Below are 18539 nucleotides of genomic sequence, written 5' to 3' on the forward strand. Positions count from 1 at the left end.
CGAGAAACCCCTCCCGGCCCTTCGGGCCACCCTCCCCACAAGGGGGAGGGAAAGAACGGTGCTTACCGCCCGCCGATGACGCCGATATAGTCGGAGACCCAGCGGTGGTAGGGTACGCACTCTCCCTGGCTTTCGCACTTGCTGGTCGGTGTCTTCCAGAACTTGATCTTCTCGAAGTCGTTGTAGCCGTTGGCGGCGCAACCTTCGTCGGTCAGCAGTTCATTGCCCTTGCAGGCGGCCGGGACCGAGGGAACGGTGCCGAACCAAGCGGACACGTCACCCTGAACCTTGGGCGACAGCGTGTGTTCCATCCACATATAGGCGCAGTTGGGGTGCTCGCTTTCCGCATGCAGCATGGTCGTATCGGCCCAGCCGGTCGCACCTTCTTCCGGGAAGACCGAGGCGATCGGCTGCTTTTCAGCCTTCAGCAGGTTGACCTGGAATGGCCAGGAGCCGGAGGCGACGACACCTTCGTTCTTGAAGTCGTCGATCTGGATCATCGCGTCGTGCCAGTAGCGGCTGGCCAGCGTGCGCTGGACGCGCAGTACATCGAGGGCGGCCTTGTACTGGTCTTCGTTCAGTTCGTAGGGATCCTTGATGCCGAGTTCCGGCTTGTGGAACATCAGGTAGTTGGCGGCATCCGCCACGTGGATCGGGCCGTCATAGGCCTGGATGCGGCCCTTGTTGGACTTGCCGTCCGGCAGGTTCATTTCCTCGAAGACGACCTTCCAGCTCTTCGGCGCCTCGCCCTTGAAGGCTTCGGTGTTGTACATCAGGACGTTCGGACCCCAGACATAGGGCGTGCCGTAATGGGTGCCATTGACCGTATGCCATTTGGCGTTCTGCAGGCGCTCGTCGATGGTCGACCAGCTCGGGATGAGCGCAGTGTTGATCGGCTGGACGCGCTTGCCCGCGACGAGGCGCAGCGAGGCATCGCCGGATGCGGTCACGAGATCGAAGCCGCCTTCGTTCATCAGGGCGACCATTTCGTCGGAGGTGGCGGCCGTCTTGACGCTGACCTTGCAGCCCGTGTCCTTTTCGAAGCCGGTGACCCAGTCATAGGCCTTGTCCGTCTCGCCGCGCTCGATATAGCCGGCCCAGGCGACGATCGACAGTTCGCCTTCTCCCTTGCCGAGCTCCTTCAACGGCTCCTGAGCAAAGGCATGGGTGGCGAAAGCGAGCGAAAGGGTAAGCGCGGTGCAGGATTTCAGAATCTGCTTCATCGTCAGTCTCCCGTTTGGTGTCCGAATTTTTCGGTCTTGTTCCCGGGAGGAAAGGTGCCGCGATTTTGCCGCTTTCGCAAATTCAATATTCAGAAAGATGGTATCGATTTTTCCGATATCAGGCTATTTTAACGTGATCGCCCACTCCTGAGCGCTTCGGCAACACCGATAAAATCCTTCGCCGATTGCGGTAGGCCGGAGCCTTTGCGCCAGACCATGCCGACCTGGACGACGGGCAGGGCGCCGGAGACGTCGCGGCTTTCGATGCGGTCGCCTTCCAGCGACCAGGGGCGATAGACAAGATCAGGCAGCAGCGCGATGCCGGCGCCGGTGGCGACGAGGCTGCGGACCGCTTCGACGGATCGCGTGCGGAAGGCAACGTGCGGGCGGGCGCCCAGCGCCGTCAAAAGCTTGCCGGTATTCTCCTCGATTTCATCCACCGTCAGCATGATCAGCGGCTCCTTGGTGATATCGGCGACGGAGATAATGTCGGCCGAGACCAGAGGATGGCCGAGTGGCAGCCAGAGGCGGTAGGGCGAGGTCTCGATGATTTCCGCCTGCAGCGCCATGCGGTCGCGCAGGTTGGAAATGACCATGACGGCGACATCGAGTTCGCCACCGACCAGCAGATGTTCGAGATAGGAGCCGTTGTCCTCGATGGCGCTGACCTCGACGCCGGGGCAGGCGCGGCGATAACGCGCCAACAGGTCCGACAGCACGTAACCTGCGACCAGCGACGTCACCCCGAGATTGAGCTTGCCGCCGGTGCGCTCCTGTCGCTCCTGAGAAAACGCCCGGCGGGCATCGGACACGCCGGCCAGAATCTTGGTGGCATGACGCAGGAACTGATGGCCGTTGTGGGTGATATGCAGCCCGCGCGGATGGCGCTCGAACAGCTCGACCCCGAGATCGGTCTCCAGTTCCTTGACTGCCTCGGTGATCGAAGATTGCGAGATCGACAGGTTCTGCGCCGCCCGGGTGACGGACCCCTGTTCGGCGACGGCGATGAAATACTGGAGCTGACGGAGTGTGAAGGCCATGGCCTAGCTAGCACGGTGGCAGGGGGGGCTGGCAAGCCAAAGGAAATCGCCGCTCTTTGGCGTGGGATGTTTGGTGACAATGTCGGATCAAGGGCAGAACCATGTAAAATTTCAGGCTAGGGTGAGGAATGAAAAGCGAGATCTATCCATGAGCGACCAGCGCCGTATCCCCACCGAGCCCGGCATTCTCGCCTTCCACAAACGCTGCGAGGATTTCTATCCCGACGATGCTGTCGATGCCCCGATTGCGCAGCAGCGGGCTTGGTATGATGCCCTGTGCGCCGAGTTCGATGCGCCGTCACCACCGGGATTGACGCGGCAGGATGAGACGGTTGGTGGGCGCATTCCCATTCGGCGCTATCGCCCAGCCGAAATTGCCACGCAGACTCGTGTTTTCTACATTCATGGCGGTGGCTTCGTCGTTGGCTCGCTTGAGAGTCATGATGCGATCTGCGCCGAGCTTGCGCATGCGGCGAAGGTTGAACTGGTTTCTGTCGATTACCGGCTGGCGCCGGAACATGTCTGGCCGGCCGCCTTCGATGATTGTTTCGAGGTGCTGCAATCGCTGCTCGCCGATGGTCGGCCACTGATCGTGGCGGGCGACAGCGCCGGCGGCAATCTGGCGGCGGGCGTGGTGCTGAAGGCGCGGGCGGAAGGGCTGGATGGGATCGTCGGACAGGTGTTGATCTATCCGGGTCTTGGCGGCGATCTGGTTTCCGGTTCCTATGTCGAGATGGCGCAAGCGCCGGGGCTTTCGACGGCGGATGTCGCCTATTATCGCGAGGTGGTGAAGGCTCCGTCCGGCAATGCCTTTGCGCATCCGCTAAAGGCAGAGGGTTTTGCGGACTTGCCCCCGGCCTATATCACATCAGCGCATTTCGATCCCTTGCGCGATGACGCTGCCGATTATGCGCAGCGGCTGATCGCTGATGGCGTCAATGTCACCTATCGCGCCGAGCCGCAGATGATTCATGCGTGGCTGCGCGCCCGTCACATGAGCGAGGGCGCGCGCGAAGGTTTCCTGCATCTGTGCAGAGGCGTCAGCGCTTTAGCCGGGACGCTCTGATCAGCCTTTGGCTTTCATGACGAGAACCGGTTCGGAACTGAACTTCGTCGGGAACAGCGCCTTCAGATTCTCGATCTTCGGCATGTCGTTGTAGACGATGTAGGGATAGGTCGGGTTGAGCGTCAGGAAATCCTGATGATAGTCCTCGGCCGGGTAGAATTCGGTGATATCGGAGACCTTTGTCACGACCGGTTCGCCATAAACCTTCGCCTTGTCGAGCTGGGCGATGTAGCTTTGTGCGATCTTCTTTTGCTCGCCGTTGACGGCGAAAACCTCCGACCGGTACTGCGTGCCGTGATCCGGTCCCTGATAGTTCAGCTGGGTCGGGTTGTGCGCGACCGAGAAATAGATCTGCAACAACTGGCCGTAGGTGACCATCTGCGGATTGTAGGTGATCTCGACGGCTTCCGCATGGCCTGTGTTGCCGCCGCTGACGGTTTCGTAGACGGCCGTATCCTTCGTGCCGCCGGAATAGCCGGAAACCGCGTTCTTGACGCCCTTCACATGCTGGAAAACGCCTTGAACCCCCCAGAAGCATCCACCGGCGAAAACCGCCTTCTCGGTCGTGGCCGTCGCTGCCTCATCCACGGCCGGCGGGGGAATGACGACAGCTTCCTCCGCTGCATTGCCGAAAGTGGACGAGAGGCCGAACGTGACGACGGCGAGCGCTGCCGCACCGGCGAGAAGGCCGAGGCGGCGACCGGCCGAGGATCGGATCGTTGTCAGTGCAGGCATGGTATTTCCTCCTTGGGAATGGTCTGAGGCTCGGATATGAACCGTGCGGATAGTTTAGATCGTCAGCATTGCAGCGACATTCGCTCGTGCTTTATGAGCAAAATGTGGTCAAAGCCGCTGCTTCGGTCAAATCGCAAAAGCGTGCGTCACGTCAAAGTGACAGGCTGGCTGGCCAGTATGCACATCGGCGTGATGGCCGCGTGTCCAGCCAGGATGGGAGGAAACAGGATGACAGGCATTACCGATCTCGCGACCTTGCTGCAGCAGATGCAGCCCGCCTTGCGGCCAGGGGAGTATGTATATTGCCTGGCAGCAGACAGCGATCCGGCGGCCTCTCTCGCGCTTTCGCCGCTTGGTTTCTTCCGGGAAGACGAGGGGTTGACGCTAATTCTTGACCGGGCGACGGCCGATGCCGCCGGTCTTGCCTATGGCCCGGTCCTGCGCTGCATCACGCTGACGGTTCATTCGGCGCTGGAGGCCGTCGGGCTGACGGCGGCGGTGTCCGCCGCGCTGACACGGCATGGCATCAGCGCCAATGTGGTCGCAGCCTATCACCACGACCACATCTTCGTGCCGGTTGGTGATGCCGAGCGGGCACTGCTCGCCTTGAAGGAAGCCGTGCCTGTCTGAGCGCCTCACATGAAGTCACGCGGGACGCTCTTCTCGAACGTCTTCTCGAAAATCTGCGCATCATCCTCGAAGGCAGTTACGGATGCCGAAATCAACCATTCGGTCGCTGTGCAGGCGATGCGCGAGATGGCGACGGTCTTGACCGACCAGTTTTCGCGCTTGGCGAAGCAGGTCCATGTCGAAATGCCGGTCATCGACAGCGGGTCATGCTCAGTGATCGTCCATGTCTCGTCGCGAATGTCGCGCGTGGCAAAGCCGGTATCCGGATGTTCGAACAGGCCGCCATCCTCGTAGATGTGATAGTGGGTCTTGCCCGTCGTCATGTCGCGCTCGACACGGCGGCTGGTCTCGCCCGGTGTGTGCTCGATATATTTCGGCAGCGGATCGGGATTGGCCGGTTCCGGCAGGGCGATGACCTGATGGTCTCCAAGCTTCGGCATCGCAAGGCCGAGCGAGGCAAGATCCAGCGTCAGTTCGGGATCGAACGGTGCCGGCAGGACCATCGGCCAATAGGCCGTGGAGAGCGACAGCCGGATACGGTGGCCGGCGCCAAAACGATAACCGCAGGCATCGAGGACCAGGCGGATCTGCGTCTTCTCACCCTTCGCCATCGGCTTCGGGTCGGCATTGCCATCGCGATGGGCGAGGTTGAGGACGCCAAAGGTGACGCGGGTCGCCGTGCCATCGGGGTGGATATCGACGAGCCGCGCAACGAGATTGGCCCAGTCCGCATCGCAGGCGAGTTCGACGGTGAGGACAGGCTGTCCGAGATAGTCGATGGCTTCCGTAAGCGGTGCAGTCTGGAAGGTCAGCGAGCCGGCATCGTCGACGCGCTGGTCTCCCGCCATTTCCGCGTCCGGTTTCAGGGTGAACCATTCCCCTGCGGCCGTGCCGGTATCGAGCGGCGATTTGAGGACAGCATTGTGATCATGGGCGCCGGCGATCGGCATGCCTTCGTTCAGGCTACCGAACTGGTCGATATAGAAGCACTGCATGTCCGGTGCGGTCCAGGCATCCTTGGCGATCCAGAAGCCGGGCTCGACATTGCGGCGGAGCGCCGGTTTCGGGCCATTGAGAATGAAGGCGCGCATCTGCGGTAGTGCCTCGACGCCGGTGTCTTCATCCCGCAGCCAGCGATTCCACCAGGCGATGGCCTCGCCGTGGAAATCGACGCGCGGTTTCGGCCAGGCGAAATGCGGATATTTGTGCACCCAGGGGCCGATCAGCGCCTTGGCCTTGTCCCCCAGTCCTTCGATCGCCTTCATCGGCGTGTTGCGATAGCCATCGGCCCAGCCGGCGATCACCATGGCAGGAACTGGAAAACCATCGAAATCCTCGCAGATCGACCCGTGTTCCCAGAAGGCGTCACGACGCTGGTGCTCCAGCCATTCCTCCATGAAGAAGGGTTCGTTTTCCAGCCGCTCCAGCCACATTGCCTTCCACTTGTCGCCGACGATGGCCGGGTCGGGCGAACGGGACGAGTAGGCGAGCATGGTCGCCGCCCAGGACAGTTGCGCCGACAGATGCGTGCCGTTCTTGTAGTGGATGTCGTCATTGTAGCGATCGACGGTGGAGGCGATCGAGATGACAGCCTTGAGAGCCGGCGGTTTCAGGGCCGCGACCTGCAGGCAGTTGAAGCCGCCCCAGGAGATCCCCATCATGCCGACATTGCCGTTCGACCAGGTTTGGGCAGCGATCCAGGCGACCAGTTCGCAGCCGTCAGCCAGTTCGCGCGGGGTATATTCCCCATCAATCACACCGTCGGATTCGCCGCAGCCACGGATATCGACCCGGACGCCGGCGATTCCGGCGGCTGCAAAGACCGGATAGGTGGATTCGTCGCGGGGGCTCGTTCCGTCACCCTTACGATAGGGCAGATATTCAAACACCGTCGGGACCGGTTTGGTGTCGGCTCCCTCCGGCATCCAGATGCGGGCGGCGAGCCGGGTTCCGTCCTTGAGGATGATCCATTCGTTTTCGATGACGGTGAAATTGCCTGTGGTCATGTCCTGTACTTTTCTGCATGCTGTTCCCGCTTCGGCCTGTAAGCCGCACATGCGGGAGGATGATGATGTCAGCGAGACGCGTGTTTGCCAGCTTCTGGATTCTGGCATGTTGTGCTTCTCCGGTTTCCGCCGAGGACGCCCAACCACTGCCGGCCTGCGCGCTCTCCGGCGCCACCAGCGTCATGATCGGCGGACAGCCGGCGCTGCGCCTGTCCGATGTCGTCAATTGCCCGCCCGAACTCTACGAGATCGTGCCGAGCATCTTCATCGAAGGCCAACCGATCGTCCATTTCCGCTCCGGTGCGACCGAGAAGGGCAACTGCACGTCCAAGGGCGAGGCCTCGGTGACGATGGAAGGCGAGGCTGCTCAGCGGACGGGGGATGTTGCCTGCAAGAGCAATTGAATTCGCAGCCCGGCTATTGAAGTGCCGGGCTACGTATCGGCGATACGGGGTCAATTCCCCGCACTTTCCATGCGCCGGGTCTTGAGCACCTTTTCCAGCCAGCCAAGTTCCATTTCCGGCACCGATTTCAGGAGCAGGTCGGTATAGTCGTCGAACGGCGGCGACAGCACTTTCGACTTCGGCCCGAAGCGAACGAGCTTGCCTCTGTGCATGACGGCGACCGAGTCGGCGATCGCGCGGACGATGGCGATGTCGTGGGTGATAAAGACATAGGAAACAGCGGTTTCCTCCTGAAGCTTCAAAAGCAGATTCAGGATGCCTTCGGCCACCAGCGGATCGAGCGCCGAGGTCGGTTCGTCGCACAGGATCAGTTCCGGCTTGGCCGCAAGCGCCCGGGCGATCGCGACGCGCTGCTTCTGGCCGCCCGACAGTTCAGCCGGATAACGATCGAGGAAACGATCGCCGAGTTCGATCTGCTCCAGCAGTTCCTTGACCCGTTCCGTCTTCTTGGCGCCGTGAACGCCGTAATAGAAGGTGATCGGGCGGCCAATGATGTCGCGCACCGTCTGGCGCGGGTTCATCGCGGTATCCGCCATCTGGTAGATCATCTGCACGCGGCGCAACTGGTCTTTGTTGCGCGAGCTCAGTGCCTTCGGAAGCTCCTTGCCGTCGAAGGTGATCGTGCCTTCGGATGGCGGCAGCAGGCCGGTGATGACGCGTGCCAGCGTCGACTTGCCCGAGCCGCTTTCGCCGACGATCGCCAGGGTCTGGCCTTTCGGCAGATGCATGGTGACGTCATGCAGCACCTTGAAGCCGTTGGCATAACCGGCGCTGATGCGGTCGATCTTCAGGAGCGTGTTGCTCTGGTCAGTCGCTTCCTCGCGCTTGGTCTGGCGAACGCTGACGAGGGCTCGGGTGTAATCTTCGCGAGGCGCCTCGATGATCTGCTGGGTCGTGCCGTATTCGATCGTCTTGCCGTGACGCAGCACCATGATGTCGTCGGAGATCTGGGCAACGACGGCGAGGTCATGGGTGATGTAGAGGGCGGCGGTATGCGTTTCCTCGATCGCATGCTTGATCGCCGCCAGCACGTCGATCTGGGTGGTGACGTCAAGCGCCGTCGTCGGTTCGTCGAAGACGATGAGTTCCGGGTTCGGGCAGAGCGCCATGGCGGTCATGGCGCGCTGCAACTGTCCGCCCGAAACCTGGTGCGGATAGCGCTGGCCGAAAGTCTCCGGGCTCGGAAGCCCCAGCACCTTGAACAGGTATAGTGCGCGCTTTTCCGCTTCCTCCCGGCTCATGATCTTGTGGCGGAGCGCCGCTTCGATCACCTGTTCGCCGAGCTTGTGGGCCGGGTTGAAGGCGGCGGCGGCCGATTGCGCGACATAACAGACCTTGCAGCCTCGGATGGTGCGAACACCATCACGGCCGAGTGTCAGGATGTCCTTGCCGTTGAGCAGGACCTGGCCGCCGGTGATTTTCGCACCGCCACGGCCATAGGCGAGGGCGGAGAGGCCGATGGTCGACTTGCCGGCGCCGCTTTCGCCGATCAGGCCGAGAACCTTGCCCTTCTGTACGTCGAACGAGACGTTCTCGACCAGGGTCACCGTTTTCGGCGGTTCTCCCGGCGGATAACTCGTCGCCTCGATCTTCAGATTTTTCACGGAAAGAAGATCAGGCATCGCCGCGCCCTCCCTTGAGGCTCGAGGTCCGTTTCATCAGCCAGTCGACAACGAGGTTGACGCAGATCGCCAGGCCGGCAATCGCGCCGCCTGGAACAAGGGCAGCCGAGATGCCGAAGATGATGCCGTCCTTGTTGTCCTTGACCATGCCGCCCCAGTCGGCCGCCGGCGGCTGGATGCCGAGACCGAGGAAGGAGAGGGTGGACAGGAACAGGATGGAGAAGGCAAACCGCAGGCCGAATTCGGCCAGCAGCGGCGACAGCGTGTTGGGCAGAATCTCCCGGAAGATGATCCAGCGCGTGCCTTCCCCGCGCAGCCGCGCCGCCTCGACAAACTCCATCACCGCGACGTCGAGCGCGACGGCCCGGCCGATGCGGAAGACGCGGGTCGAATCGAGCATCGCCATGACGAGGATCAGGATCCAAAGCTGCTGCGGCAGGACGGCGAGAACGACGAGGGCGAAGATCAGGGTCGGGATCGCCATCATCAGGTCGTTGAAGCGCGAGAACAACTGATCGATGAAGCCGCCGGTGACCGCCGCCGTGAACGACAGGAGCATACCGAGCGAGAACGAAATAATCGTTGCGGCGAGCGCCACGAAGATCGTTGTCCGTGCGCCGTAGATCAGTCGCGAAAGCAGGTCGCGACCGAGATTGTCGGTGCCGAGAAGGAAGTCGCCGCCCATCGGCAGCCAGATGTCGCCGACGACATCGCGTTCACCAAAGGGAGCGATCCACGGGGCGAAAATGGCGCAGAACAGCGCGAGCACGATGCCGGCGATGCCGACCCATGCACTGAGGGGAATGGAGCTCAATCTCATCGCGGATGCCTCAATCTCGGGTTGGCGAGGATGGCCAGAATGTCAGCCGCCATGTTGAGGAAGATGTAGAAGGCGGCGAAGATCAGGCCGCAGGCCTGCACCACCGGCATATCGCGCACTGTAACCGCATCGACCATATACTGGCCCATGCCCGGATAGACGAACACCACTTCCACGACGACGACGCCGACCACGAGATAGGCGAGGTTGAGGGCGATGACATTGATGACCGGCGCCACCGCATTGGGAGCGGCATGGCGGGCGATGATCCGGAAAGCTCCGAGACCCTTCAGTTCCGCCGTCTCGACATAGGCAGACGACATGACATTGAGGATGGCGGCGCGGGTCATGCGCATCATATGGGCAAGCACGACGAGAACGAGGGTTGCCACCGGCAGAGCGATCGCCGACAGCCGCTCGCCGAAGCCCATGCTGTCATAGACCGTGGATGGAAAGGTTGCGACGCCCATCTGCACCGCGAAAAACAGGATCAGCAGGTAGCCGACAAAGAACTCGGGCAGCGAGATCGCCGCAAGCGAGACGACGTTGATGATCTTGTCCGGCAATCGGTTTCGGTATTGCACCGCCAGCATGCCGAGCCCGACCGCGAGTGGTATCGAGATGATCGCGGCGAAGAAAGCGAGGAACAGGGAGTTTCCGAGCCGCTTGCCGATCTGCTCGCTGACGGAATTCTTGCTGGCCCAGGATGTGCCGAAATCACCTTTGATGGCTCCGCCGAGCCAGGTGACGTAGCGCTCGGTCATCGGCCGGTCGAGGCCTAGATCCTTGCGGATGTTTTCAACTGCCTGCGGCGTTGCAGATTGACCGAGATAGGTCGTGGCGAAGTCGCCGGGCAGGGCTTCCACGCCGCCGAAGATCATCAGCGACACGGCAAAGAGGAGACCAACGCTCAGACCGAGGCGTTGGATGATGAGGGCCGCCAGGGGACGGCGCAGGGTGAAACGGCGCCAGAATGTTCCGGTGACCTTGCCGCCGGGCGGCAAGGTGATTGTCCCGGACAGGACAGCGGTCTGCGGAAGGCCTTCGCCCCCCGCAGCCGTTCCCGTTGTCAGCGCCGGACCCGTGTCAGGTCCGAGCGCAGCCATCAGGCGTCGAGCCAGACGCGGGTCGCGACGTAGCCATTCGACATGTCGTTACCGATATCGTGGACATAGCCCTTCACCTGCTTGGTGGAGGCGTTCACGAAGTCGTTGAACATTGGCAGGATCAGGCCGCCTTCGTCGCGAACCATCGTGGCCATGGTGCGGTACATGTCCTTGCGCTTGTTCTCGTCGAGTTCGGAACGAGCCTCAAGCAGAAGCTTGTCGAAGTCCGGCCGCAGGAAGCGGGTATCGTTCCAGTCGGCCGTCGACAGGTAAGCCGTCGAGTACATTTGGTCCTGGGTCGGGCGGCCGCCCCAGTAGGATGTCGAGAAGGGCTGGACGTTCCAGACGTTGGACCAGTAGCCGTCACCCGGTTCGCGCTTCACTTCGATCTCGATACCGGCCTTCTTGGCGCTTTCCTGGTAGAGCACGGCCGCATCCACAGCACCCGGGAATGCAACGTCGGAGGTGCGCAGGAGGACCGAGCCGCTATGGCCGGACTTCTTGTAGTGGAAGGCCGCCTTGTCCGGATCGTATGTGCGCTGTTCGATGCCTTCCGGGAAGAGGGCATAGGTCGAGTTTATCGGGAAGTCGTTGCCGACCTTGCCGTAACCGCCGAGGATGGTCTGCACCATGTTTTCGCGGTCCATCGCGTATTTCAGCGCCAGACGCAGATCGTTGTTGTCGAACGGCGCGGTGTTGCAATGCATGATGAAGACGTAGTGGCCACGGCCCGAGGTCGAGAGGATTTCGACATTCGGCGCGCGCTTCAGCAGCGACACGGTCTTCGGATCGACGCGGTTGATGTAGTGAACCTGACCGGACGACAGGGCGGCGATGCGGGCCGTTGCGTCGTTCATGTTGATGATTTCGATCGAGTCGACGAAACCGCGATCCGTGCGCCAGTCGTCGGCGTTCTTTTCGAGCGTGCAGCGTACGCCGGGCTCGAAGCTCGACAGTTTGTAGGGGCCGGTACCGATGCCGGCGCCGGGATTGTCGTAACCGCCGCCCGGCTGGATGACGAGATGGTAGTCGGTCAGCAGTAGCGGCAGGTCGGCGTTGCCCTCGGTGAGAACGAGCACGAGGTTCTCGCCGTCGGCCTTGATTTCCTTGATCGACTTCATGACGCCGAGCGCACCGGATTCCGACTTTTCGTCGGTGTGGCGCTGCAGGGTCTTGATGACGTCGTCGATCGTCAGGTCCTTGCCGTCGTGGAACTTGACGCCCTTGCGGATCTTGAAGGTCCAGGTGGCGGCGTCGGCGGACGGCTCCCAGGATTCGGCCAATGCCGGAACCGGAGCGCCTGTCAGCGGCTCGGATTCAACCAGCATGTCACCCCAGCAGCGGCCGATGCAGAACATCACCTGCGACAGGAACTTTGCCGGATCGTTTGAATCAGTGGCGGAGCCGCCTTCGAGGCCGAGTTTCAGGTGGCCGCCCTTCTTGGGTTCCTGCGCGGCGGCGCTGGTCGCAAACAGCGTGCTGGCGCTCGACAGCGCCACGCCGGCGGCCAAGGTGCGGCCCATGAATTCGCGGCGGTTCATCTTGCCCAGCATGACCTGATTGGCGAGGTAGTTCTTGTAATCGCTCATTCCCCTGTTCCCTTGTGTTTGATGGCTTTTCGCCGTTTTTCATTATTGTTCTCGATCGTTGGTGATCGGGTTGTCGCTAGAATGCATGCCCGAGGGCAGGTAGGCCAGTAACATTTGCGGATTGTTTCGCCGCCCGTCTGCCTTTCGTGAAGCGGATGTTCCTGCTCAGCGGAAATCCCCGTTAAATTTAATGGTATCGCTCAAATGACACCCTGTATTCATATAAAAATTCGGCATTTTTCATAAGTTGAACTTATGATAACGTGCCACAGAAGATCGATGACACGGAACTGGCTGCTTTCCACGATCTTGCGGCTATTTCCCCTTCCACACCGGATCGCGTTTTTCCGAAAATGCCCTCGCACCTTCCAACTGGTCTTCGCTCGAATAGAGGATATCGACCGTCTTGAACTGGCGCTTGGTGATCTTGTTCATCGTGGTCTGGAAGTCCTCGCCTTCGGCGGCGCGCACCACTTCCTTGATGGCGGCGTAGACGAGGGGCGGGCCGCTTTCGAGCAGGCGGGCGAGTTCCCAGGCACGCTCCATCAACTTGTCGGCGGGCAGGATCTCGTTGACGAAACCCCAGCGATTGGCCTCGACCGCGTCCAGCCAGCGGCCGGTGAGCAGCATGTCCATGGCAATGTGATAGGGAATGCGTTTCGGCAGCTTGATCGAGGCAGCATCAGCGACGGTGCCGGAGCGGATTTCCGGCAGGGCGAAGGTGGCGTGCTCGGCGGCGAGGATCATGTCGGTGGAGAGCGCGATTTCAAGCCCGCCTCCGCAGCAGATGCCGTTGATGGCCGCGATGATCGGCTTGTTGAGATCACGCAGTTCCTGCATGCCGCCGAAACCGCCGATCCCGTAGTCGCCATCGACGGCATCGCCGTCGGCCGCAGCTTTCAGGTCCCATCCGGGACAGAAGAATTTTTCTCCCGCGCCGGTTATGATCGCCACCCGCAGCGTGTCGTCGTCGCGGAAGTCGGCAAAGATCTTGCCCATGATCCGGCTGGTCACCAGATCGATCGCATTGGCCTTCGGCCGGTCGATGGTGACTTCGAGAATGGCGCCTTCGCGGCGGGTTCCGATAGGTCCGGTCATAGGCGTCATTTCCTTCGACGGATCAGGGCATCGGCCGCAACGATTCCAGACCCTTGCGGCAAGACCATGATAGGATTGATATCCAGTTCTTCGAGCTTTGAAGCGTTTGCAGCGACATAGGATGCAACAGCAGCGACAGCCGCGTTGAGCGCCGCGACATCGCCTTTCGGACCGCCGCGATAGCCATCCAGGAGCTTCCTGATCTTGAGGCCATTGATTGCGGTGCCGATGGCGTCCGGCGTGGTCGGCAGTGTCAGAATGGCTGAATCGTCCAGCAGTTCCACGAGGATTCCGCCGGCGCCGATGGTCAGGACCAGACCGGCGACGGGATCACGTATGGCGCCGACGATGATCTCGGCGACCGGTTTAGCGATCATCTTTTCGACCAGAAATCCAGAGGCGACACCTCTCATGGTATCTGCTGCGTCCAGAACGGCCTGTCGGTCGGGCAGGTTCAGTTTGACGGCGCCGGCCTCGGTCTTGTGCGCGATGCCGAGACCTTTCAGGACGACCGGGAAGCCGAGTGTTTCGGCGACATCCGCCGCTTCGCTTGCCGTCAGCGCCACCTTGCCCATCGGCACGACGAGGCCGAATTTGGCGAGTTCGGCTTTTGCCTCGCTCTCACTGATCGTCACGATGTCGCTGCTGTCCGGGCTGGCCGACAGCAGCGGCTGCGGCGCTGGCTTTGCCCAGCTGGCGCCGATGCCAGCCGAGATTTCGGCGGCGGCCAGAGCCTCGTCGATGCCCGAGAAAGCAACGACACCGGATGCCATCAGCGACAGCGCCGTTTCCTCCGGCATGTTTTCGCCGAGGCTGGCGACGACGCCGGCAACCGCGCCGGTCGCCTTGGCGGCGGCGATGACAGCGTCGCAGGTCGTGTTCCAGTCGGCAGCGTCGCAGCGATCTTGGCGCGGGAAATCGAGAACGATAAGGTTCAGCGCGTAGTCGCCCTTCATCATTTCGGTGAAGGCGATCGTCTGCTTTTCGAGATTGCCCCAGACGAAGGTGTGATAATCCAGCGGATTGGCGATGGTGACCATGTCGCCGAGCGTTTCGCGCAACGGCTGGCGCTGGCTCTCCTTCAGGGCGCGGAACACAGTTTTTCGTTTGACGCCGGAATCGGCCATCAGCGACGCCTCGCCGCCAGAGCAACTCATCGAGGAGATGTCGAAGCTCTTCAGCGGCGGATGCAGGTGCAGCAGCTTCAGCGTTTCCAGGAGTTCGGGCAGGGTCTCCACCCGGCCGATGCCGAGGCGTTCGAGAACCGCACTGGAGACGGCGTCATTGCCGGCGAGCGACGCGGTGTGCGAGACGGTGGCAAGCTGGGCTGCCTCCGACTTGCCGACCTTCAGCGTTACGACGGGCTTTTTCAGTTCACGGGCGCGCACCGCCAGTCGCTGCAGGGCTTCGATACTGTCGAATCCTTCGATATGCAGGCCGACGGCGGTGACGCGCGGATCTTCGAGCGCAGCGATGGCGAGTTCCGAAAGGCCGGTCTGCGCCTGGTTGCCGGCGGTCATGATATAGGCGAGCGGCAGGCCGCGCATCTGCATGGAAATGTTGCAGGCGATGTTGGACGATTGCGTCAGAACCGCAACGCCCTTGTCCACGCGCAGCATGCCGTGCTGGTCGGGCCAGAGCAGGGCGCCATCCAGCGCATTGATGAAGCCGTAGCAATTCGGCCCGACGATCGGCATGTCGCCGGCTGCTGCCACCAGCGCTTCCTGCAGATCGTTGCCATCGGCGAGTTCGCTGACGGCTTCGCGGAAACCAGAGGCATAGCAGATCGCGCCGCCTGCACCGCGGGCAGACAGGTCGCGGATGATATCGATCGTTAGCTGGCGATTGACGCCGACGAAGGATGCGTCCGGCGCTGCCGGCAGGTCGGCCACCGATCGGTAGCATTTGTGGCCGAGGACGTCGTCGAGTTTCGGATGGACGGGCCATATATCGCCCTTGAAGCCCATCTTGCCACACTGCTCGATCACCCGGCGCGCTTCCTTGCCACCGAAGACGGCGATGGATTTGGGGCGGATGAGACGGTCGAGGGAGCGGGTCATGATTGGGCTCCTGACGAGAAACCCCCTCCCCAACCCCTCCCCACAAGGGGGAGGGGCTTGGATGCCGCACCTGTCGCGCGCAACTCATAAGCTCGGCTTGCGCAGGCGGTGCTGATATGCGGGAGGTTCCGGCATGTTAAGTCCCTCCCGCTTGTGGGGAGGGGTTGGGGAGGGGTGTTTTGCTTCACAAACATCATTATCCTCACGCCCCCAGCGGCCGCAGCAGGTCGCGGCTGATGATGTGGCGCTGGATTTCCGATGTGCCGTCCCAGATGCGCTCGACGCGGGCATCGCGCCAGAAACGGGCGAGCGGCAAGTCGTCCATGAGGCCCATGCCGCCATAGATCTGGATCGCCTGATCGGTGACGCGCGCGAGCATCTCCGACGCGTAGAGCTTCGCAGAGGCAATCTCGCGGTTGGCGGGAAGCTTCTGGTCAAGCCGCCAAGCGGCAGCGAGCGTCAGGTAATCGGCGGCGTCGATTTCGGTGATCATGTCGGCGAGCTTGAAAGAGACGCCCTGGTTGGCGCCGATCGGTTTGCCGAACTGCTTCCGTTCGGCCGCATAGGGCAGGGCATAATCGAACACCCGGCGCGCGCGGCCGACACAGGTGGCGGCAACCGTGATGCGGGTGGCGTAGAGCCAGTCATTGGCGATGTCGAAACCCTTGTGGACTTCGCCGAGAATGGCGGAGGAGGGCAGGCGGCAATCGTCGAAACTGAGGATGCAATTCTTGTAGCCACGATGTGACACGCTGTCATAGCCGTTGCGGATTTCGAAGCCGGGCGTGCCGCGATCGACGAGGAAACAGGTGATCTTCTTCTTCGGGCCGCGGGGTGTCTCTTCCTCGCCGGTGGCGATAAAGACGATGACGAAATCGGCGATATTGGCATGGCTGATGAAATGCTTGGTGCCGTTGACGATCCAGTCTTCGCCATCCTGTTTGGCGAAACACTTCATGCCGCGCACATCCGAGCCGGCATCCGGCTCGGTCATGGCGAGCGCGTCGAACTTCTCACCCTTGACGGCGGGGATCAGGTAGCGCTCGCGCTGTTCCGCGTTGCAGGCCATCAGGATGCCGGAGGGGCGGCCGAAGAAGACGGTCAGGCCCATCGAGCCACGGCCGAGTTCGCGCTCGACCAGCGTAAACGTCTGGTGATCGAGCCCGGCGCCACCGACTTCCTCCGGCATGTTGCAGGCGAAGAAGCCGAGATCCTTGCACTTCTGCGCAATCTCCTGGCCGAGTTCCTTCGGCACGATCCCGATCCGCTCGACCTCGTTCTCATGCGGATAGATTTCGGTCTCGACGAAACCGCGAACGGTATCGACGATCATCTGCTGTTCCTCGGTCAGTGCGAAATCCATGGTTCGTTCCCTCGTATTATTGGGCTTCGACCTCTCCTCAGGTCTGCCCCTCACCCTGGCCCTCTCCCGCATGCGGGGAGACGGAATGACGGAGTTTGCCGCTTGTCCCTTCTCCCCGTTTCAACGGGGAGAATGTGGCCGAAAGGCCGGATGAGGGGCAAACTCTGAAAAGCGCGTTACCGCTTCTGCCCAACAACGCGCCCGGCATTCGCCGGCACCGGCAGGCCCGCATGGGCGTCCGCCAGTGGCTTGAACTTCGCCAGCACCTCGGGCAGCGGCGGTACCGCTTTTCCTTCCTTGGAAGACACATGCAGCATGAGGTGCTCGCAGGTTGCCAACAGAGCGCCGTCGGACGGGCGACGCAGCCACATGTAAGTGTGGAGCTTCTTGCCATCGGAGGGCAGGATCTGGGCGGTGACCTCAAGCGTATCGCCGAGCTTGGCCTCATCCAGCCACTGATTGTGGGATTCGACGGTGTAATAGCTGTGGCCGGCCGCGACATAATCCATATCGACCCCGATCAGGCGCAGCAGCGCGTCGGCGGCATCGGCGAAGCATTGGCTGTAGCGGAACTCGGTCATGTGGCCGTTGTAATCGACCCAGGACGGATGAACCTTCGGCTCCAGCAGCTTGAGCGGCTCGGCGCTCGGCTTCGCGTCCGGCTTCGGCGCGTTGTCCCAGAGATGCGCCTCGAAATCGGCCAGCAGCTTGCCGGCGCCCCAGCCCTTGCCGCCGTTGGAGCCCTTCAGCGTCTGCATGATGCCGACGAGGTTTTCGTCGCGGATGCGCTCGAGTTCGCGGAAGCCGTAGGCACCCGACTGGGCGTCGGACTGGCTGGCGATCTTGTCGACCAGTTCGTCATCGAGATCGACAACATCCATCAACTTGGTCCAGGGCCAGGAGAGGCAGGGGCCGAACTGGGCGATGAAGTGGCGCATGCCGGCTTCACCACCGGCGATGCGATAGGTCTCGAACATGCCCATCTGCGCCCAGCGCATGCCGAAGGAATAGCGGATCACGTCGTCGAGCGTCTCGGTGTCGCAGATGTCATCCTTGATCAGCCAGAGACCTTCGCGCCAGATGGCTTCCAGCAGCCGGTCGCCAACAAAGGCTTCGATTTCCTTCTTGAGGATGACGCCCTTCATGCCGATCGGTGCGAGACGTGCCTTGGCGAGTTCCAGTGTTTCGGGCGCCGTCTTTTCGCCACCGACGAGTTCGGCGAGTGGCAACAGATAGACCGGGTTGTAAGGATGGGCGACGAACATGCGCTCGGGATGCTTCATGTCGCGCTGCAGATCGGTCGGCATGATGCCTGACGTGGAGGAGCCGATCAGCGCCTTCGGATCGGCGGCGGCGTCGATCTGGGTGATGACATTGCGCTTCAGGTCGACCCGCTCAGGCACGCTTTCCTGAATCCAGTCAGCGCCTTGCGCTGCTTCCTTGATGCTCTTGACGAAGGTGAGTTTGCCCTTCGGAGGCAACGGCGCCATGGTCAACATGGCATAGGCGCGCTCGGCATTGGCAAGCACTTCGCCGACGATACGTTCAGCTTCCGGATGTGGATCGTACATGGCGACATCAATGCCGGCGAGCAGGAAGCGTGCCGCCCAGGCCCCGCCGATAACGCCGCCACCGATACAGGCCGCCTTGGTGATTTTGGTCATGGTTGTTCCCATCTCGTCATTTTTATCTTTGGCATCGTGTGAGCGGCGATTAC

General features: G+C 61.8%; 15 protein-coding genes. 3 read left to right on the top strand and 12 right to left on the bottom strand.

Annotated features, from left to right (window positions below; all coding sequences use genetic code 11):
* Positions 1 to 62 precede the first annotated feature (62 nt).
* Entirely contained in the window at positions 63 to 1223 is a 1161-nt protein-coding gene (locus ASG68_RS18935; protein WP_062579864.1) for an ABC transporter substrate-binding protein, read from the bottom strand.
* 128 nt (positions 1224 to 1351) lie between these two features.
* Positions 1352 to 2263: a LysR family transcriptional regulator gene (locus ASG68_RS18940; RefSeq protein ID WP_062579866.1), complete on the bottom strand. Its 912-nt coding sequence runs from the start codon at positions 2261 to 2263 to the stop codon at positions 1352 to 1354.
* 148 nt (positions 2264 to 2411) lie between these two features.
* On the opposite strand from ASG68_RS18940, the gene ASG68_RS18945 reads away from it, so the two are divergent.
* On the top strand, positions 2412 to 3329 hold the full coding sequence (locus ASG68_RS18945; RefSeq protein WP_062579868.1) for an alpha/beta hydrolase: 918 nt from the start codon (positions 2412 to 2414) through the stop codon (positions 3327 to 3329).
* Here ASG68_RS18945 and msrA read toward each other — a convergent pair whose 3' ends face one another.
* Positions 3330 to 4064, bottom strand: a complete 735-nt coding sequence (msrA, locus tag ASG68_RS18950) for a peptide-methionine (S)-S-oxide reductase MsrA (RefSeq protein ID WP_062579870.1) — start codon at positions 4062 to 4064, stop codon at positions 3330 to 3332.
* A gap of 228 nt (positions 4065 to 4292) precedes the next feature.
* Here msrA and ASG68_RS18955 point away from each other — a divergent pair, with 228 nt between their 5' ends.
* On the top strand, positions 4293 to 4694 hold the full coding sequence (locus tag ASG68_RS18955) for an ACT domain-containing protein (protein WP_062579872.1): 402 nt from the start codon (positions 4293 to 4295) through the stop codon (positions 4692 to 4694).
* A gap of 5 nt (positions 4695 to 4699) precedes the next feature.
* Here the strand turns inward: ASG68_RS18955 and ASG68_RS18960 are convergent, their stop codons facing one another.
* Positions 4700 to 6700 carry a CocE/NonD family hydrolase gene (locus ASG68_RS18960; protein ID WP_062579874.1) on the bottom strand — a complete coding sequence of 667 codons (2001 nt, stop codon included), beginning with the start codon at positions 6698 to 6700 and terminating at the stop codon, positions 4700 to 4702.
* A 65-nt stretch (positions 6701 to 6765) separates the two neighbouring features.
* Between ASG68_RS18960 and ASG68_RS18965 the strand changes: the two genes are divergently transcribed.
* On the top strand, positions 6766 to 7104 hold the full coding sequence (locus ASG68_RS18965; protein ID WP_062579876.1) for a PAAR domain-containing protein: 339 nt from the start codon (positions 6766 to 6768) through the stop codon (positions 7102 to 7104).
* A 50-nt stretch (positions 7105 to 7154) separates the two neighbouring features.
* Here the strand turns inward: ASG68_RS18965 and ASG68_RS18970 are convergent, their stop codons facing one another.
* The 8 genes from ASG68_RS18970 to ASG68_RS19005 all read right to left on the bottom strand — a co-directional run bounded on the left by ASG68_RS18970 (position 7155) and on the right by ASG68_RS19005 (position 18486).
* A complete protein-coding gene (locus tag ASG68_RS18970) occupies positions 7155 to 8786 on the bottom strand; it encodes an ABC transporter ATP-binding protein (RefSeq protein ID WP_062579878.1) in 1632 nt (543 codons plus the stop codon).
* Positions 8779 to 9606, bottom strand: a complete 828-nt coding sequence (locus ASG68_RS18975; RefSeq protein WP_062579880.1) for an ABC transporter permease — start codon at positions 9604 to 9606, stop codon at positions 8779 to 8781. The genes ASG68_RS18970 and ASG68_RS18975 overlap by 8 nt, the downstream gene beginning before the upstream one ends.
* Positions 9603 to 10712 carry an ABC transporter permease gene (locus ASG68_RS18980; protein WP_062579882.1) on the bottom strand — a complete coding sequence of 370 codons (1110 nt, stop codon included), beginning with the start codon at positions 10710 to 10712 and terminating at the stop codon, positions 9603 to 9605. The genes ASG68_RS18975 and ASG68_RS18980 overlap by 4 nt, the downstream gene beginning before the upstream one ends.
* Positions 10712 to 12301, bottom strand: coding sequence for an ABC transporter substrate-binding protein (locus tag ASG68_RS18985; protein ID WP_062579885.1), 1590 nt, complete (start codon positions 12299 to 12301; stop codon positions 10712 to 10714). Before ASG68_RS18985 ends, ASG68_RS18980 begins: the two co-directional genes overlap by 1 nt.
* A gap of 315 nt (positions 12302 to 12616) precedes the next feature.
* A complete protein-coding gene (locus ASG68_RS18990) occupies positions 12617 to 13399 on the bottom strand; it encodes a carnitinyl-CoA dehydratase (protein ID WP_062579886.1) in 783 nt (260 codons plus the stop codon).
* Positions 13400 to 13404: 5 nt separating this feature from the next.
* Positions 13405 to 15459: an acetate--CoA ligase family protein gene (locus tag ASG68_RS18995; RefSeq protein ID WP_062579887.1), complete on the bottom strand. Its 2055-nt coding sequence runs from the start codon at positions 15457 to 15459 to the stop codon at positions 13405 to 13407.
* A gap of 202 nt (positions 15460 to 15661) precedes the next feature.
* Positions 15662 to 16822 carry an acyl-CoA dehydrogenase family protein gene (locus ASG68_RS19000; RefSeq protein ID WP_062579888.1) on the bottom strand — a complete coding sequence of 387 codons (1161 nt, stop codon included), beginning with the start codon at positions 16820 to 16822 and terminating at the stop codon, positions 15662 to 15664.
* 176 nt (positions 16823 to 16998) lie between these two features.
* Positions 16999 to 18486, bottom strand: a complete 1488-nt coding sequence (locus tag ASG68_RS19005; protein ID WP_062579889.1) for a carnitine 3-dehydrogenase — start codon at positions 18484 to 18486, stop codon at positions 16999 to 17001.
* Between the last annotated feature and the right edge of the window lie 53 nt (positions 18487 to 18539).

The sequence above is a fragment of the Rhizobium sp. Leaf453 genome (genome assembly GCF_001425605.1).
Classification (GTDB): domain Bacteria; phylum Pseudomonadota; class Alphaproteobacteria; order Rhizobiales; family Rhizobiaceae; genus Pararhizobium.

Bases quoted from the DNA above. Each gene is read 5' to 3' on its own strand.
- ASG68_RS18935 (WP_062579864.1), bottom strand. From the start codon at position 1,223: ATGAAGCAGATTCTGAAATCCTGCACCGCGCTTACCCTTTCGCTCGCT.
- ASG68_RS18940 (WP_062579866.1), bottom strand. From the start codon at position 2,263: ATGGCCTTCACACTCCGTCAGCTCCAGTATTTCATCGCCGTCGCCGAA.
- ASG68_RS18945 (WP_062579868.1), top strand. From the start codon at position 2,412: ATGAGCGACCAGCGCCGTATCCCCACCGAGCCCGGCATTCTCGCCTTC.
- msrA (WP_062579870.1), bottom strand. From the start codon at position 4,064: ATGCCTGCACTGACAACGATCCGATCCTCGGCCGGTCGCCGCCTCGGC.
- ASG68_RS18955 (WP_062579872.1), top strand. From the start codon at position 4,293: ATGACAGGCATTACCGATCTCGCGACCTTGCTGCAGCAGATGCAGCCC.
- ASG68_RS18960 (WP_062579874.1), bottom strand. From the start codon at position 6,700: ATGACCACAGGCAATTTCACCGTCATCGAAAACGAATGGATCATCCTC.
- ASG68_RS18965 (WP_062579876.1), top strand. From the start codon at position 6,766: ATGTCAGCGAGACGCGTGTTTGCCAGCTTCTGGATTCTGGCATGTTGT.
- ASG68_RS18970 (WP_062579878.1), bottom strand. From the start codon at position 8,786: ATGCCTGATCTTCTTTCCGTGAAAAATCTGAAGATCGAGGCGACGAGT.
- ASG68_RS18975 (WP_062579880.1), bottom strand. From the start codon at position 9,606: ATGAGATTGAGCTCCATTCCCCTCAGTGCATGGGTCGGCATCGCCGGC.
- ASG68_RS18980 (WP_062579882.1), bottom strand. From the start codon at position 10,712: ATGGCTGCGCTCGGACCTGACACGGGTCCGGCGCTGACAACGGGAACG.
- ASG68_RS18985 (WP_062579885.1), bottom strand. From the start codon at position 12,301: ATGAGCGATTACAAGAACTACCTCGCCAATCAGGTCATGCTGGGCAAG.
- ASG68_RS18990 (WP_062579886.1), bottom strand. From the start codon at position 13,399: ATGACCGGACCTATCGGAACCCGCCGCGAAGGCGCCATTCTCGAAGTC.
- ASG68_RS18995 (WP_062579887.1), bottom strand. From the start codon at position 15,459: ATGACCCGCTCCCTCGACCGTCTCATCCGCCCCAAATCCATCGCCGTC.
- ASG68_RS19000 (WP_062579888.1), bottom strand. From the start codon at position 16,822: ATGGATTTCGCACTGACCGAGGAACAGCAGATGATCGTCGATACCGTT.
- ASG68_RS19005 (WP_062579889.1), bottom strand. From the start codon at position 18,486: ATGACCAAAATCACCAAGGCGGCCTGTATCGGTGGCGGCGTTATCGGC.